Here is a 16,098-nt window from a genome sequence, read left to right on the forward strand (position 1 = left end):
AGGACGGCCGCATGCTGCAGGTCCAAGAACTCGGCGGGGCATGGGAGCTGCGCGTCGACCCCGACGGCCCGCTTCCGGAGCAGGCCCGGACGCTGATCGACGTCCCGGTGCCGGCGCTCGTCCCGGGCTGCGTGCACACCGACCTGATGAACGACGGCCGGCTCGAGGATCCGTTCCTCGACGACAACGAGACCGCGGTCGCCTGGGTCGGGCGCACCGACTGGCGGTACGGCCGCGACGTGGCCTGGAGCGGGCCGGTGCCCGAGCGCATCGACCTGGTCTTCGAGGGCCTCGACACGGTGGCGGCCGTTGAGCTCGACGGCACCGCCCTCGGCGTGACCCGCAACATGCACCGCGGCTACCGGTACGACGTCACGGAGCTGCTGGACGGCACCCCGCGGCCGCTCAGCGTGCACTTCACGTCGGCGTACACCGAGGCGGAACGGGTCCGTGACCTGCTCGGGCCGCGGCCCAACGCGTACCCGGAGCCCTTCAATTTCATCCGCAAGATGGCCTGCAGCTTCGGCTGGGACTGGGGCCCGACACTCGTCACCGCGGGCATCTGGCGGCCGGTACGGCTGGAGGGCTGGAGCACCGCGCGCCTGGCCACCGTCCGTCCACTGGCGACCTACGACGGCACCGGGCGGCTCGATGTGACCGTCGGCGTGGAGCGCACCCGGGATCGCGACCTGCGCGCCCGCGTGCTGCTCGACGAGCGGGAGATCGCCGTCCTCGACCTGCCGGGCGGCGCGACGGCAGCGCAAGCGGCCCTCGACGCCGGCGAAGTGACCCCCTGGCACCCGCGCGGATACGGCGAACCGGCGCTGTACGACCTGACCGTCGAGCTGCTCGACGGCGACCACGTCCTCGACCGGTGGCAGCGCCGCACCGGCTTCCGCACCGTGGAGATCGACCGTACCGGTGGCGGATTCGTGTTCCGCGTCAACGCCGAGCCCACGTTCGTCAAGGGCGTCAACTGGATCCCGGACGACATCTTCCCCACCCGGATGACCCGCGAACGCTACGAGCTGCGGCTGCGCGAGGCCGCGGACGCCGGGGTCAACCTGATCCGGGTGTGGGGCGGCGGCATCTACGAGGACCGGGCCTTCTACGAGGTCTGCGACGAGCTCGGGCTGATGGTCTGGCAGGACTTCCTGTTCGCCTGCGCCTGCTATCCCGAGGAGGAACCGCTCGCCTCGGAGGTGGCGGCCGAGGCCCGGGAGAACGTCCTCCGCCTCTCGCCGCACCCCAGCCTGATCACGTGGAACGGCAACAACGAGAACCTGTGGCTGCGCGAACCGTGCGGCTGGCCCGGGCAACCCGGCGGCGACCTGAGCTGGGGCGAGAAGTACTACCTGGAGACGCTGCCGGCCATCGTCGCGGAGCTGGACCCGTCCCGGCCGTACCAGGCGGGCAGCCCGTGGTCGGGCAGCTGGGACCACCTGCCGAACGACCCCGGCCACGGCACGTTCCACTCGTGGGACGTGTGGAACCGCGAGGACTACGGCAATTACCGTGACTCGGCACCGCGGTTCGTCGCGGAATTCGGCTGGCAGGCACCGCCCGCGTGGACGACCCTGCGGGACGCGGTGTCCGACGAGCCCCTGCTGCCCGACTCACCGGGCGTGCTGCACCACCAGAAGGCCGAGGACGGCAACGGCAAGCTGGCCCGCGGCCTGGCCCCGCACTTCGGCGAGCCGTCCGACACCGAGGCCTGGCACTACCTGACCCAGCTGAATCAGGTACGGGCGATCCGCACCGGCGTCGAGCACTGGCGTTCCCACTGGCCGCACACCGGCGGCACGATCCTCTGGCAGCTCAACGACCTGTGGCCGGTCACCTCGTGGGCGGCGATCGACGGCGCGGGCCGGTACAAGCCCCTCTACTTCGCCCTCCGGGAGCTGTACGCCGAGCGCGCGCTGACCATCCAGCCCGGCGACGGCGGCCCGGTGGTGGCAATCCTCAACGACCACGCCGACGAGTGGACCGGAACCCTGCTCGTCGAGCGCCAGGACACCGGCGGCGGCGTACGGGCCTCCGTGACCGGGCGGGTTTCCGTGGCCGCACGGTCGGTGGCCCTGGTGCCGGTGCCGGCCGCGGTGGCCGAAGCCGGCGACCCCGCCGGCGAGCTGCTGGTCGCCCGGCTCGGCGATGCCCGCGCCCTGTGGTTCGCGGCCGAGGACCGGGATTTCGGGTACGACGACCCGGGACTCACCGTCGACGTCGAGACCGTTCCGGGCGGGCTGGACGTCCGCGTGCAGGCGGTCGGCCTGGCCCGCGACGTCCTGCTCCAGCCGGACCGCATCCACCCGCGAGCGGTGGCCGACAAGGGCTTCGTCACCCTCCTGGCGGGCGAGTCCACCGTCTACCACGTCCGCGCTCCGATCGAGCTGGACCCCGCGCTGGTCAAGGCGCCCTGGGTGCTCACCGAACTCTCCTCGGTCCTGCGGAGGACACCATGAAGAACCTGCTCCGGGCGGCGGCCCTCGCCATCACGGTCCTGACGACCGCGGTGGCGGCCCCCACCCCGGCGAACGCCGGCAACCGCGGCTTCGTGACGCGGGACGGCACCCACCTGAAGCTGGCGGGACGCGACTTCCGTTTCGCCGGCACGAACATCTACTGGCTCGGGCTGGACGAGAACGTGGGCGGGGTGGACTACCCGACCTATTTCCGGATCCGGGACGCCATCGACACCGCCAAGGCCATGGGGATGACGGTCCTCCGCTCCCACATGCTGGTTTCGACGGGCAGCCCCAAGACGCTGCTGCCGTCGAAAGAGGCCGGCTACAACGACATGGCTTTCAAGACCATCGACTACGCCATCGCGTACGCCGGGAAGGTGGGCATCCGCCTCGTCCTCCCGCTGACCGACAACTGGGCGTACTACCACGGCGGGCACGCGGACTTCACCGCGCCGTACGGGTTGCCGGAATCCGCCTTCTACACCGATCCGCGGGTCATCGCCGACTACCAGGCGTACGTCTCGCACATCATGCACCACATCAACGCGCTGACCGGCAAGCGCTACATCGACGATCCGACCATCATGGCGTGGGAACTCGGCAACGAGCTCGAGGGCATGACCCCCGGCTGGATCACCGCCAACGCCGCGGCCTTCTCCGCCTGGGCGCCGCGCCAGCTCATCGCCGCGGGCCGCCGGTTCGACATCGACCCCGACACCCTGGCCGCCGCCGACCTCGACATCGTCGACGTCCACTACTATCCGCCGACGGCGGCGAAGGTGACCGCGGACGCCGCCACGGTCGCCGCGTCCGGGAAGGTCTACATCGCCGGTGAGTACGCCTCGACGGCCGCGAGCGGCTCGCTCCTCGACCCGCTGGTGGCGGATCGCAACGTCACCGGCATGCTGTCGTGGTCGCTGTTCGGCCACCACGACCGCTCGGGCTTCGTGCAGCACGACGACGGGTTCACCTTCCACTACCCCGGCGACGACGAGCGGGTGGCGGCCGCGAACCAGGCCCAGATCGCGTACGCGAAGGCCCTGGGTGGATCGGTCGCGACCCGGCCGGCCGGCACCCCGCTGATCACCGCGATCGCCAAGCGCGGCGGGCTCAACGTCCTGCAGTGGCGAGGCGCGGCCTTCGCCGACGGCTACCGCGTGGAACGCGCGCGGACCCCGCACGGACCCTGGCGGGCGGCGCACGACGGCCTGCTCTCCGACGACGACACGCCCTGGATCGACCGCACGCCCCCCGGCAACACCTGGTACCGCGTCGTCCCGGTGACCGGCGGCCGACCGGGACCACGGTCCCAGCCCCTGTACGCCGGCGCCACCGAAACGGCCCTGACCGACCCGTTGGAGACCTTCGACATCGCCGACGGCCACACCGGGGTGGACATCCGCCCCGGCCCGGGACACGCGGTCGCCCGGCCCACCGGCCCGGGCAAGGCCTGGGTGAGCTGGCACAACCCCGGAACTCACCGGGTCCGGTTCGAGGTGCTCGCGGCGCGGCGCCCCGGCCTCGCGGTCCAGGTCTCGGCCGACGGAACCACCTGGCGTACGGTGGCCGCGCAGATCGAGCGGCGCGACCCCACCGGTTTCACGATCACGGCGACCACCCCGTCGGTCGACCACGTGCGCGTGGTCTGGACGGGAGGAGACGCCGGCGTGTCCAGCGGCACGTTCTGGGCCGTGGATCCGGCACCGGTGACACAGGCGCCGGCCCCGTTCGAGCCGGTGTCACCCGCGGCGGAAGCCACCGGCGTCATCGGCCCCCGGACCTACTCCTGGAGTCCCGCCGCCGGCGCGGGCTACTACTCCCTGACGGTCTCGCGCCGTCCGGACCTGAGCGATCCGGTGATCAGCGTGACCGGGCTCGACACGACGACGTACACCCCGTCCCAGGATCTCGACCCTGCGACGACTTGGTACTGGAGCGTGCGGGCCACGAACGCCGCAGGCAGCACGACCACACCGGTCGCGACCTTCACGACGCGAACCCTGCCGACGGCGCCGACGACCATCGACGACTTCGAGGGGTACGCCACCAGCATCGCGCTCGCCGAGGCGTACGTCCGCAACACGGGCGGCGACGTGGTGACTCCCTCGCTCGTCGCGTCGCCCTCGGGCACCGGCCAGGCCATGCAGCTCGAGGTGACGCCGGGCGCGGCCGGGTACGCGGGCGTCACCCGTACCTTCTCCCCCGTCGACATCTGGGGTCAGCAGGGCATCGCCCTCCTGCTGGATCGATCGGGGAGCCAGGCGAGCGTCACGATCCAGTTCGTCGCGAACGGCGCGTACTGGGAGCACACTCTCCCGGCCGGGACGCCGCCCGGGATCGTCCGGGTGCCGTTCACGGTCTTCACCCAACCGCCGTGGGCGCCCACCGGCACCCTGGACCTGCAACACGTCACGCAACTGTCCATCTATCTCGGCGGCAGCGACGCCGGCCGCCTGATCGTCGACGACGTGCAGGCGTACCCGTTCACCGGGTGAGCGAACCGACGACCGTCACCGGTGCGCGGTCTGGGGTGCGCGGTCGGAGCCCCGGGCCCGGTGCTGGGGCCGGTCGGCGAACGGACTGCGGTCGGCTGTCGGTGACGGCGATGTGGTCGCCCGGCTCGGGGGTGACGAGTTCGCTGTGCTCCTCGGGGCGGCTTCGACCGCCGAGTCCGACGCGGTCCTCGGCCGGCCGCTGACACAGCGCGAGACAGCGTCCGTACCCTCTTGGGCTTTGCATTAAATTATTAATCTAATGTTGACAGCCGCGCAACGGCGACCGCATGCTGGGCCCGCAAAGACAGTCCGTCCCCCAACGGAGGTCCCCGATGCGAATCCCCCGCCCTGCCTGGGCCGTTGGCGGTGCCGTGCTGGTGCTTGCCGCCGGCATGGTTCACGCCGCCACGACCGCCGAGGCGTTCGCGGCCACCCCCAAGTCGACCGTGCTCACCTATCTGCGGACCATCACCGGCACGTCGATCGTGTCGGGCCAGCACAACAAGGAGCCGGCCAGCAGCCCGGCCCAGTACACGCAGCAGGTTCGCAACGCCACGGGACAGTACCCGGGGCTCTGGGGCAGCGACATGATGTTCCGCGCCGAGGACGTCGCCAACCGGCAGCTCGTGATCAACGAGGCCAAGGCCCAGTGGGCGGCCGGATCGCTCGTGGCGCTCACCTGGCACGCCTGCTCGCCGACAGTCGGCGCCACCTGTGAGTTCGACGGCGGCGTGAAGACCCAGATCTCGAACGCGCAGTTCCAGGAGATCGTCACCGCGGGCACGAACCTCAACACGGTCTGGCGCAGCCGGATGGCGGCGGTCGTGCCGTACCTGCGGCAGCTCAAGGACGCCGGGATCCCGGTGCTCTGGCGGCCGTTCCACGAGATGAACGAGAGCTGGAACTGGTGGGGTGCCCGGCCCGGTGCGAACGGCGGCGCCAAGATATATCAGCAGATGCGCGACTACTTCGACAGCCAGGGGCTGGACAATCTCATCTGGGTGTGGAACGTGCAGGACAACCCGGCCGGCGGCTGGGCGAACTACTACCCCGGCAGCACCTACGCCGACGTGGTGACGCTCGACGCGTGGTACAAGAACTACCCGTCGGCCGCCGACTACCAGCAGATCCAGTCGATCGCGGCGGGCAAGCCGATCGCGATCGCCGAGTTGGGCAAGATGCCGGACGCCTCGCTGCTGACCGGTCAGCCGAAGTGGACGTACTTCATGATCTGGTCCGAGCAGCTGCTCGGCAACAACTCCACCGCGGAGATCCAGGCGACGTACAACAACCCGCGTGTGCTGAATCGCGGTGAGATCACCTTCGGCGGCGGGGGCGGCACCCCGCCGCCGACGCCCCCGGCGGCCGGAACCGGGAAGATCCGCGCCGTCGCCAGCGGTAAGTGTGTCGACGTCGCGGCCGCCAACCCCGCGAACGGCACCGCGGTCCAGATCTACACCTGCGACGTGGGCGGCACTGCCCAGCAGTGGACCATCGGCACCGACGGCACCGTCCGGGCCCTCGGCAAGTGCCTGGACGTCGCCGCCGCGGGCACCGCCGACGGTACGAAGATCCAGATCTACGACTGCAACGGCGGCACCGCGCAGCGGTTCACGTACAACGCCTCCACCCGGGACCTCGTGAACGCCGGGTCGGGCAAGTGCCTCGACGTCCGGGCGGAGGCGACGGCGAACTCGACGCCGCTGCAGCTGTGGACGTGCAACGGCAAGGCCAACCAGGACTTCACCCTGCCGGCCTGACCTCCTCGAGAACGGCGCCGGCCGACCGCGGCTCAGCGGCCGGCCGGCGCCGTTCCGGGAGCCAGCGCCCGCCGGGCATAGGCGCGCACGTCCGCGTCCGGATCGGCGGCGGCGGCCCGCAGCACGCTGACCACATCGGCACGGTGAGACCATCCGGCCAGGGACCGGACGGCGGCCCGCCGCACGTCCAGATTCGGATCCCGGGCGGCCTCCGCCAGGGCCGGTACGGCGATCTCCGGCTCGGCGCCGCCGAGCGCCTTCGCGGCTCCCTCCCGCGCCTGCCACGCCGGATCGGCGAGGGCTCCGAGCGCCGCGGCGGCCAGGTCACCGTGGCAACCGATCTGTCCGGCCGCCTGCAGTGCCGCCGCCCGTACCAGCGGATCGTCGTCGCCGGCCAGCCCGTGCAGCACCGCGGCCCCGCCGGAGTCGCCGACGGTCCCCACGCCGTGCGCGACGGCGACCCGGATCTCCCGCGCCGGGTCGCCCGCGCCGGCAGCGAGGCCCACCAGGTCGTTCAGGCGCACCAGCCCGCGTACGGCCTGCAGGCGTACCGCCTGGTCGGGGTCGGCGACGGCGGCGCGGAAGTCCGCGGTCGCGCCGACGCCGGTGATCCGCTGGAGTTCGGCGACCACCTGACGCACCGCCGGATCCGGGCTGGAAACCGCTGACCGCAGGCGGTTCGCCAGGGCCGGCGTGGCGGGCAGGACGTCCGCCATCTCGCGCAGGCCGGCAACGGCCGCGGCACGGACCTCGGCGTGGTCGTCGGCAAGCGCGTCGACCAGGGCGTCCGCCACCCCGGCTGGGGCCACCTCGACCAGGGTCGCCACCGCGGTACGCCGGACATCCGGGTCGGTGTCGCTCAGGAACGGGCCGAACGCGCCCAGCGCGGGTTCCTGCTCGCCCAGGGCGAGCACGGCCACGATCCGGTCGGCGGCGGGCCCGCTGGTCCGCGCGACCGCGCGATGCTCCACCCGATCCCTGGCCGCCGCGCCGAAGCGGCGCTCCTCGGCGACCACGCTCTCCGCGGGCCCGGCCGCCGGGCGGAAGTCGTCCACCGGCACCAGATACTCCGCCACCGGGCGTTTGACGAACTCCATCTCGCCGTCGGGACGGCGTCGCAGGTTCAGGTGGTACAGCCAGGTCGCGTCGTCCCGCTCCGGGTGATCCGTCCGGTCGTGATAGAGACCCCACCGGCTTTCGGTACGCACGAGCGACGCGCGCGCCGCCATCTCGGCACAGTCCCGGATGAAGGTGACCTCCGCGCAGCGCATCAGCTCGTGCGGGGTGCGCGCCCCCATCCCCGCGATCTCGCCGGCCATCCGCTGGAACGTCTCGACCGCGATCTCCAGGTTCGCCGCGGCCTTCAGGGGCGCCACATAGTCGTTGACGAAGCGGCGCAGCTTGTACTCGACCTGTGCCTGCGGCGGGCCGTCGGGATGCCGCAGGGGCCGGTACACGAGCTCGTGCGCCGCGGCGATCTGGTCCTCGGGCAGCGGCCCGGATGCGGTCGCGTGAACAGCCGCGTGGGTGCCGGCCAGGTCGCCGAAGACGAACGCTCCGATCATGTAGTTGTGCGGCACGCAGGCCAGGTCGCCGGCCGCGTACAGGCCCGGAACGGTGGTGGCACCGTGCTCGTCGACCCACACCCCGGACGCCGAGTGCCCGCCGCACAGCCCGATCTCGGAGATGTGCATCTCGACGTCGTGGGTGCGGTAGTCGTGGCCCCGGCCGGCGTGGAAGGTGCCGCGGGTGGGTCGCTCGGTGCTGTGCAGGATCCCCTCGAGCTGACCGATGGTCTCCTCGGGCAGGTGCGAGAGCTTGAGGTAGATGGGACCGCGGTCGGATTCCAGTTCGCGGGCGACCTCGGCCATCATCTGACCGGACCAGTAATCGCAGTCGACGAACCGATCGCCCCGGTTGTTGACCTGGTAGCCGCCGAACGGATTGGCCACGTACGCGCACGCGGGCCCGTTGTAGTCCTTGATCAGCGGGTTGATCTGGAAACACTCGATGCCGGACAGTTCCGCGCCCGCGTGGTACGCCATCGCGTACCCGTCGCCCGCGTTGGTGGGATTCTCGTACGTGCCGTACAGGTAGCCGCTGGCCGGCAGCCCCAGCCGTCCGCACGCGCCCGTCGCCAGGACCACCGCACCGGCCGTCACCGTGACGAAGGCGCCGCTGCGGGTGTCGAAACCGGCCACCCCGGCGGCACGCCCGTCGCGGGTGAGCACCCGTACCGGCATCACCCGGTTCTCGATCTGGATCTTCTCGCGCATCTCGCGGCGGCGCAGGACGCGGTAGAGCACCTTCTTGACGTCGCGTCCCTCCGGCATCGGCAGCACGTACCGGCCCGAGCGGTGCACCTGGCGGACCGCGTAGTCGCCGTACTCGTCCTTCTCGAACTTGACGCCGTACCGTTCCAGCCGTTGCACCATGTCGAAGCCGCGCGTGGCGGTCTGGTAGACGGTGCGCTGGTCGACGATGCCGTCGTTGGCCCGGGTGATCTCCCGGACGTAGTCCTCGGGGGTCGCCTTGCCGGGGATGACGGCGTTGTTCACGCCGTCCATGCCCATCGCGAGGGCGCCGGAGTGCCGCACGTGAGCCTTCTCCAGCAACAGCACCCGGGCGCCCTGCTCGGCGGCCGACAGCGCGGCCATGGTGCCGGCGGTGCCGCCGCCGACGACGAGAACGTCGCAGGACAATTCCCGGCGATCGGTGGGAGAAGGGATCAGCACTGGCCGCTCCTGTCGTCGGCGCCGAGCGCGGCGAGCACGGCGGTACGGGCGGCCCGGACCACCGGGGTGCCGCGGGTCGCGAGATCGCGCGGTTGCGGCACGTCGACCAGGGTCTGCACCCCGTCCGGCCCCAGCACGGCGACCCGGTCACCGATGAACAGCGCCTCGTCGACGTCGTGGGTGACGAACACGACGGTGGCCGGGGTGGTCCGCAGCACCTCGACGAGCAGCCGCTGCATGGCGGCGCGGGTCTGCGCGTCGAGCGCTCCGAACGGTTCGTCCATGAGGATGGCGCGGGGGCCGCCGGCCAGGGTCCGCGCGAGTTGCACCCGCTGGCGCATCCCGCCGGACAGATGGGCCGGCAGGCGGTGTCCCTGCCCGGTGAGACCGACCTGGGCGAGCCAGGACTCCGCCCGGGACCGCCGCTCGGCGCGGGGCACCTTCCGGATGGCCAGCGGCAGCTCGACGTTGCGCCGGGCTGTACGCCACGGCAGCAGCGCGTCGCCCTGGAAGACCAGGGCACGGTCGGGCGACGGGCCGATGACCGGGGAACCGTCCGTCGAGATCACACCGGCCGGGACCGGCAGCAGTCCGGCGATGGTGCGCAGCAGGGTGGACTTGCCGCAGCCGGACGCGCCGACCACCACGAGGATCTCGCCCGGCGCGACGTCGAGCGTCAGATCGCGGACGACGGCCGCGCCCCCGTAGCCGAGGGTGACCCCTTCGGCCCGCAGCCGCAGGCCGGTCCGGGTCGCCTCGGAGATGGCGGTGAGCGTCATCGGACACCCCCCGCCCGGCGGTCGGGCAGCCAGCGCGTGACCCGCCGCCCGATCAGCTCGACGGCCGCGGACGTGCCCCAGCCGAGCACGCCGATGGTCACCATCCCGACGAGCACCGCCGGATAGTCCACGATGGTGTACGCGTGCCAGGTGCGGTAGCCGACGCCGAAGTCCCCGGAGATCATCTCGGCGGAGATCACGCAGATCCAGGAGACTCCCATGCCGACGGACAGGCCGCCGAGCACCCCGGGCAGTGCGCCGGGCAGCACGACGCTCGAGAGGACGCGCCACCTTCCGCCGCCCATCGTGCGTACGGCGTCCTCCCACACCGTCGGCAGCGCGCGTACGGCATGCCGCGTACTGACCAGGATGGGGAAGAACGCGGCGGTGAACGTGATGAACACGATGCCCTCCTCGTTGCGCGGGAAGAGCAGGATCGCGACGGGGACCAGCGCGATCGCCGGAATGGGGCGGACCACCTCGAACAGCGGCTGGAGCAGGTCCGAGACCAGCCACGACCGGGCCACCGCGACACCCGCGGCCACCCCGGCGACGGCCGCGAGGGTGAAGCCGGTCAGGATGCGGACCAGGCTCTGGGCGATGTCCTGGTAGTACACCGGGTCCTGCGCCACGCGGCCGAACTGCTGGGCGACCGCCACCGGGGTGGGCAGCCGGTCGAACCGTACCCACAGGGTGACGTCGGCGGTGGTCAGCCACTGCCAGAGCAGCAGTGCGCCGGCCAGCGACCCGATCCGTACGGCCCAGCGCAGCGGCTTCAGCCGTCGTTCGGGGCGTGTCACCACCTCCACGGCGCGGGTGCGTGGCGCGGTGGACAGCGCGGTCATGCGGACTTCACCGCCTCCGCGTACGGCACGACGGCGGCGCCGGCGTGCGCCGAGACGTACCGCTGGGCGGCGGCCGCGGTGACGAACGGGTGGAAGGTCTCGCCGTCGCGGACCCAGACGCTCTTGTCGGCGAACCATCGGGTGCCCGTGGCGGCGTCGGGAACGTACGCGGCCTTGATCTGCTCGCCGGCGGCCTGCGCGGCCTTGACCGCCCGCAGCAGGCACGTCGGATTCGCCGCCGGCTGGGTGCGGCCGGAGAGCCACAGCTCCCCCGCAAGCGCCGGGTCGGCCACCGGCTTCTTGCAGACCGGGTCGGTGCCGGTCAGCGCGGCCTTGTTCGCCGTGCCGGCGAGGTCGGCGTCGTACCCGGCGCCGTAGACCTCACGGACGAAGCTGTCGTCGACGAACGCCGCGAGGTCGATGTTCTGCAGCACCCCGATGGACTTGAGGAACGGTACGTCCTGCTGGAGCGCGGCGCGCAGCTGCGGCTTGAGCGTGGGGTCGAAGGTGGCGATGCCGTTCGCGCCGTTGTAGAGATAGACCACCTCGGGCGGCAATCCGGTCGCCTGCGCCACGATCTCGGCGGCCTTCAGCGGCTGGTCCCACAGGAACTTGGTGGCGTCCAGCTGGGCCTGGAGGAACGCCTTCACCACGTCGCGGTTGCCGGCGGCGTACTTCTCCTGGACGACGGTGCCGTGCAAGGTCGGCACATCCAGTTCCCCACCGTCGTAGATGACCGTGGCGGCACCCTGGTGCACCAGGAGCCCGGGCCAGGCGACGAACTGCGACAGCGCGTCGACGTTGCCGGACTGCAGGGCGGACGCGCCGATCGGCGGCTGCTGGTTCTCGATCTTGACGTCCTTCCCGGGGTCGAGACCGTTCTTGCGCAGCGCCTGGACGAGCAGTCCGTGACCGGCCGAGCCGGAGCTCGCCGACACCACCTTCCCGCGCAGGTCGGCGAGGGAGCGGATCGGCGAGTTCCGCGCGACCACCACCGTGTTCAACGCCCCGCGCAGGTTGTAGCCGGTGACGGCCACCAGCTTCGTGCGGGTCTCGGCGGACTGCTGACCGCGGGCCCCGTTGATCAGCAACGGATAGTCGCCCATCGAGCCGATGTCGATCTTGCCGGCCATCATCTGCGCCGTGATCGGGGCGCCGGTGTCGTAGTCCTGCCACGTGACGGCGTACTTCTTGCCGGTGCGCGCGCCCAGCTCGCCGAGGCGCTTCTCGAAGAAGCCCTGGGCCCGCAGCAGCGTGCCGGCGGTCACCGTGTTGATGGTCTTCGACTGATATCCGACGACCACCGGTTCCGCGCCGGCGTCGGCGGCGTTACCGGCAACGGTGCACCCGCTCAGGCCGGCGACCAGCGCCATCAGCAGAACGGTACGGCGTGCTCTCATGGGCGACCTCATCGGATCAGGAACGGCATGTTGACGGTCACGGCGCCGGTCGGGCACCGGGCGGCGCACGGCCCGCAGTACCAGCACTCGTCGACGTGCATGTAGGCCTTGCTCGTCTCCGGATCGATGGCGAGCGAGTCGAGCGGGCACATGTCGACGCACAGCGTGCAGCCGTCGATGCAGAGGCTCTCGTCGATCGTCACCGGGACGTCTACGCGTTGGTTGACCAGGGCCATAGATGTCTCCTGTCGCGGGTTCAGTAGCCGATGACGCGGGCCGGCGGTGCACCGCGTTGCAGTTGGCCGTGCATGGCGAGGCGGTCGCCGCGGAAGCGGATCCATTCCAGGTCGACCGGGCGGCCGTCGGCCAGGCGGGTCAACCGCTCGACCATGAGGACGGCGGCCTGCTGCGGCAGCTCCAGGAGTCCGGCCGTGTGCGGGTCGGCATTCACCGCCTCGAACGAGATGTCCGCCGAACCGAGCGGCTGCCCGGCCACCCGCTCGATGAGCACGAAGATGTCCTGCCCGGCGAGATCGGCGGCGAGCAGCGGCTCACCGATGTCGCGGGGCAGATACGTCAGATCGAGCGACATCGGTACGCCGTCGAGCCGGCGCAGCCGTTCCACGTAGACGACGAGCTGATCGTCACGCAGACCCAGGCGCTGCGCGACGAGCGCGGGAGGCCGGACGAGGGCGGCGGTCCGGACGTCGTTGGTGATCTGCCCCTGGCTGTGCAACGTCTCGCCCAGGCCCATCAGCCGGTGCAGGCCGTGCGCGTACTTCTCGGTGAGCACGGTCGTCCCGACCCCTGGGGAACGCTCCACCAGGCCCTCCCCCGCCAACAGGGCCAGCGCCTCGCGGACGGTGTTGCGGGACACCTCGAAATCGCGGCAGAGCTGGGCCTCGCGGGGCAGCTGACCCTGCGGGAAGGAACCGGCGAGCACCTGATGGCGCAGCACGTCGGCGACCTGGCGGGCCCGGTCGGCGCGCCGCCGCCGCGCCGTCTCCAGGTTGTTCATCGTCGGCCCCCTCTCGTCGACCCGAACCCTATGAAACTCATAGGAGATGGGGAAGTCGGTGGGGCCTCCGCCACCGGATCAGTCCCGCGCGGCGCGGCTGAGCTGCGCAAACGATGAGGACGTCGGCCATTACGCCACCCGGGGTGTCCGGATGCTGGTACGGACCCCTCCCAAGGAATCGACGTTCTTGACTGAATAGAGGCGGCGGTGCAAACTTTTTGTAAACTTTCTTAAGGGAGCGCCCTGATGACCAGACAGGGATATTCGCGCCTCAGCCTCGCCGTCCTGCTCCTCATCGGAGGGTGGATCGGGCCTGCCGCGCCCGCACAGGCCGCCGCCGCGGGCCTCAACGCCGCCTTCTCGGCCACCGGCTACGGCACGTACTACACGGACAAGTACGTCGTCAGCAATCCCACGAGCGCCGCCGTCACCGGCTGGACCCTGGAGTTCGACCTTCCCCCGAGCGTCACCATGGGCGGCACGTACAACGGCGGCGTGACCCGTACCGGCGACCATGTCACGGTCGTGAACGCCCACTACAACGGCACCGTCCCCGCGGGCGGGAACACCGAGCCGTACAGCTTCTGGTTCATCGCCACCGGATCGAACGCCGCGCCGCTCAACTGCCGGATCAACGGCAACAAGTGTGACGGCAGCGCCGACCGGGCGCCGGAGGCACCCACCGGGCTGACCGTCGCCGGGCGTACCACCAAGACCGTCTCGCTGCGCTGGACCGCGGCCGCCCCCACCGACTTCCCGATCGCCGGCTACGACGTCTACCGTGGCACCACCCTTGCCCTGACGGTGACCGGGCCGGCCGCCACCGTCGGCCAGCTCACCCCGAACACCGCGTACGCGTTCACGGTGCGCGCCAAGGACTCGCGCGGCAACGTCTCGGCCGCCTCCGCCGCGGTCACCGCCACCACGCTCAACCCCGCCGACGACACCACCGCACCCCCTGCGCCCGGCGGATTGCACGCCACCGCCAAGAGTGCGGTCAGCGTGACCCTCGCCTGGAACGCGGTCACGGACGCCCACGGCATCGCGGGCTACGACGTCTACCGGGGCGCGACCCTGGCCGCCTCGGTGACCGGAACCACCGCGACCGTCGGCGGGCTGAGCCCGCTCACCGCGTACACATTCACCGTGCGCGCCCGCGACGGCTACGACAACGTCTCACCCTCGTCCAGCGCCGTCACCGTCACCACCGACGACGCGGTCGGCACCGGCAACTATGCGAAGGTCGGCTACTTCGTGCAGTGGGGCATCTACGGCCGCCAGTACTTCGTCCGCAACCTCGACACCTCCGGGGCGGCGGCCCGGCTGACCCACCTGAACTACGCCTTCGCCAACCTCGACCCCGTCAACCTCACCTGCCTGCAGGGCGTCACCCGCGGCACCACCGCCAACCCGCAGGACCCCGACCAGGGCACCGGTGCCGGAGACGCCGACGCCGACTACGCGCGGCCGTTCAGCGCGGCGCAATCGGTCGACGGCGTCGCCGACACCGGCTGGGAGACGTTGCGCGGCAACTACAACCAGCTGCGCAAGCTCAAGGCCAAGCACCCGGACCTCAAGGTGCTCATCTCGCTCGGCGGGTGGACGTACTCCAAGTTCTTCTCCGATGCGGCCGCCACGCCGGCCTCGCGGGAGAAGCTCGTGCGTTCCTGCATCGACATGTACCTGCGCGGGAACCTGCCGGCGTACAACGGTGCCGGCGGACCGGGCAGCGCGGCGGGCATCTTCGACGGCATCGACCTCGACTGGGAGTGGCCGGGCGCCGAAGGCCACGCCGGCAACCATTGGGGACCGCAGGACAAGGCGAACAACACCGCGCTGCTGGCCGAGTTCCGCCGGCAGATGGACGCCCTCGGCGCGACCACCGGCAAGCGCTACCTGCTGACCGCGTTCACCCCGGCCGACCCCGCGAAGATCGCCGCCGGCTGGGACATCACCAGCGCCGACGGTACGCCCAGCGTGTTCGACTCCCTGGACTTCGCCAACGTGCAGGGCTACGACTTCCACGGCGCCGGCAGCGACAACTCCTGGGAGCCGAACCGCACCGGCCACCAGGGCAACCTCTACCGCGACGCGCAGGACCCGTATCCGTTCGAGTTCAGCGTGGAACGGGCCGTACGCGCGTACCTCGATGCCGGGGTGAATCCCCGCCAGTTCACGATCGGCTTCGCCTTCTACGGCCGCGGCTGGCAGGGCGTGGCGGCCGGACCGGCCGGTGCCAACGGTGAGTGGCAGAGCGCCACGGGCGCGGCTCCCGGTCAGTTCCCCGAGGAGGCCGGCACCCGCGGGTACGCCAACCTCGTCGCCATGGTTCCCGGCTGCACCGTCCAGCACGACACCCAGTCGATCTCGACGTCCTGCTACACCGGCGCCGGCGGGCAGTGGTGGACCTTCGACGACGCGTGGTCGATCGGCCAGAAGAGCACCTGGCTCAAGCAGCAGAACCTGCTCGGCGCCATGGTGTGGGAGATGTCCGGCGACACCGCGGGCGGCACGCTGATGACCGCCCTGCACAACGGCCTGTGAGCGACCCACCCATTCCTCTAGTTGACGCTTGATAAAGGAGATGCTTGAGTAAGGCGC

The 16,098-nt window shown here is 71.3% G+C and carries 11 protein-coding genes; 5 read left to right on the plus strand and 6 right to left on the minus strand.

What is annotated here, in order from left to right; all coding sequences use genetic code 11:
- The first annotated feature begins 11 nt into the window (after positions 1 to 11).
- From AB0368_RS08560 to AB0368_RS08575, 4 genes are all read left to right on the plus strand, one after another.
- Positions 12 to 2,462, plus strand: coding sequence for a glycoside hydrolase family 2 protein (locus AB0368_RS08560; protein ID WP_366153170.1), 2,451 nt, complete (start codon positions 12 to 14; stop codon positions 2,460 to 2,462).
- Positions 2,459 to 4,960 carry a cellulase family glycosylhydrolase gene (locus tag AB0368_RS08565; RefSeq protein ID WP_366153171.1) on the plus strand — a complete coding sequence of 834 codons (2,502 nt, stop codon included), beginning with the start codon at positions 2,459 to 2,461 and terminating at the stop codon, positions 4,958 to 4,960. The genes AB0368_RS08560 and AB0368_RS08565 overlap by 4 nt, the downstream gene beginning before the upstream one ends.
- An 85-nt stretch (positions 4,961 to 5,045) precedes the next feature.
- Positions 5,046 to 5,207, plus strand: a complete 162-nt coding sequence (locus tag AB0368_RS08570; RefSeq protein WP_366153351.1) for a diguanylate cyclase — start codon at positions 5,046 to 5,048, stop codon at positions 5,205 to 5,207.
- 85 nt (positions 5,208 to 5,292) lie between these two features.
- Positions 5,293 to 6,720 (plus strand): glycosyl hydrolase, encoded by a 1,428-nt coding sequence (locus AB0368_RS08575; protein WP_366153172.1) that lies wholly within the window; start codon positions 5,293 to 5,295, stop codon positions 6,718 to 6,720.
- Between the two features lie 32 nt (positions 6,721 to 6,752).
- Here AB0368_RS08575 and AB0368_RS08580 read toward each other — a convergent pair whose 3' ends face one another.
- From AB0368_RS08580 to AB0368_RS08605, 6 genes are read right to left on the minus strand one after another with little or no spacing between them, the layout of a single operon-like run.
- Entirely contained in the window at positions 6,753 to 9,455 is a 2,703-nt protein-coding gene (locus AB0368_RS08580) for a fumarate reductase/succinate dehydrogenase flavoprotein subunit (protein ID WP_366153173.1), read from the minus strand.
- Entirely contained in the window at positions 9,449 to 10,234 is a 786-nt protein-coding gene (locus tag AB0368_RS08585) for an ABC transporter ATP-binding protein (RefSeq protein WP_366153174.1), read from the minus strand. Before AB0368_RS08585 ends, AB0368_RS08580 begins: the two co-directional genes overlap by 7 nt.
- Complete coding sequence (locus AB0368_RS08590) at positions 10,231 to 11,079, minus strand: ABC transporter permease (RefSeq protein WP_366153175.1); 849 nt, start codon at positions 11,077 to 11,079, stop codon at positions 10,231 to 10,233. Before AB0368_RS08590 ends, AB0368_RS08585 begins: the two co-directional genes overlap by 4 nt.
- On the minus strand, positions 11,076 to 12,479 hold the full coding sequence (locus AB0368_RS08595; protein WP_366153176.1) for an ABC transporter substrate-binding protein: 1,404 nt from the start codon (positions 12,477 to 12,479) through the stop codon (positions 11,076 to 11,078). Before AB0368_RS08595 ends, AB0368_RS08590 begins: the two co-directional genes overlap by 4 nt.
- An 8-nt stretch (positions 12,480 to 12,487) precedes the next feature.
- Positions 12,488 to 12,715: a ferredoxin family protein gene (locus AB0368_RS08600; protein ID WP_366153177.1), complete on the minus strand. Its 228-nt coding sequence runs from the start codon at positions 12,713 to 12,715 to the stop codon at positions 12,488 to 12,490.
- 20 nt (positions 12,716 to 12,735) lie between these two features.
- A complete protein-coding gene (locus tag AB0368_RS08605) occupies positions 12,736 to 13,497 on the minus strand; it encodes a GntR family transcriptional regulator (RefSeq protein WP_366153178.1) in 762 nt (253 codons plus the stop codon).
- Positions 13,498 to 13,743: 246 nt separating this feature from the next.
- Between AB0368_RS08605 and AB0368_RS08610 the strand changes: the two genes are divergently transcribed.
- Positions 13,744 to 16,041, plus strand: coding sequence for a glycosyl hydrolase family 18 protein (locus tag AB0368_RS08610; RefSeq protein WP_366153179.1), 2,298 nt, complete (start codon positions 13,744 to 13,746; stop codon positions 16,039 to 16,041).
- Positions 16,042 to 16,098 lie beyond the last annotated feature (57 nt).

The sequence above is a fragment of the Actinoplanes sp. NPDC051475 genome (assembly GCF_040689425.1).
In the GTDB taxonomy this organism is placed as follows: Bacteria; Actinomycetota; Actinomycetes; order Mycobacteriales; family Micromonosporaceae; genus Actinoplanes.

Excerpts from the sequence above, each read along its gene's own strand:
- AB0368_RS08560 (WP_366153170.1), top strand. The coding sequence starts at position 12 with ATGCTGCAGGTCCAAGAACTCGGCGGGGCATGGGAGCTGCGCGTCGAC.
- AB0368_RS08565 (WP_366153171.1), top strand. The coding sequence starts at position 2,459 with ATGAAGAACCTGCTCCGGGCGGCGGCCCTCGCCATCACGGTCCTGACG.
- AB0368_RS08575 (WP_366153172.1), top strand. The coding sequence starts at position 5,293 with ATGCGAATCCCCCGCCCTGCCTGGGCCGTTGGCGGTGCCGTGCTGGTG.
- AB0368_RS08585 (WP_366153174.1), bottom strand. The coding sequence starts at position 10,234 with ATGACGCTCACCGCCATCTCCGAGGCGACCCGGACCGGCCTGCGGCTG.
- AB0368_RS08590 (WP_366153175.1), bottom strand. The coding sequence starts at position 11,079 with ATGACCGCGCTGTCCACCGCGCCACGCACCCGCGCCGTGGAGGTGGTG.
- AB0368_RS08595 (WP_366153176.1), bottom strand. The coding sequence starts at position 12,479 with ATGAGAGCACGCCGTACCGTTCTGCTGATGGCGCTGGTCGCCGGCCTG.
- AB0368_RS08600 (WP_366153177.1), bottom strand. The coding sequence starts at position 12,715 with ATGGCCCTGGTCAACCAACGCGTAGACGTCCCGGTGACGATCGACGAG.
- AB0368_RS08605 (WP_366153178.1), bottom strand. The coding sequence starts at position 13,497 with ATGAACAACCTGGAGACGGCGCGGCGGCGGCGCGCCGACCGGGCCCGC.
- AB0368_RS08610 (WP_366153179.1), top strand. The coding sequence starts at position 13,744 with ATGACCAGACAGGGATATTCGCGCCTCAGCCTCGCCGTCCTGCTCCTC.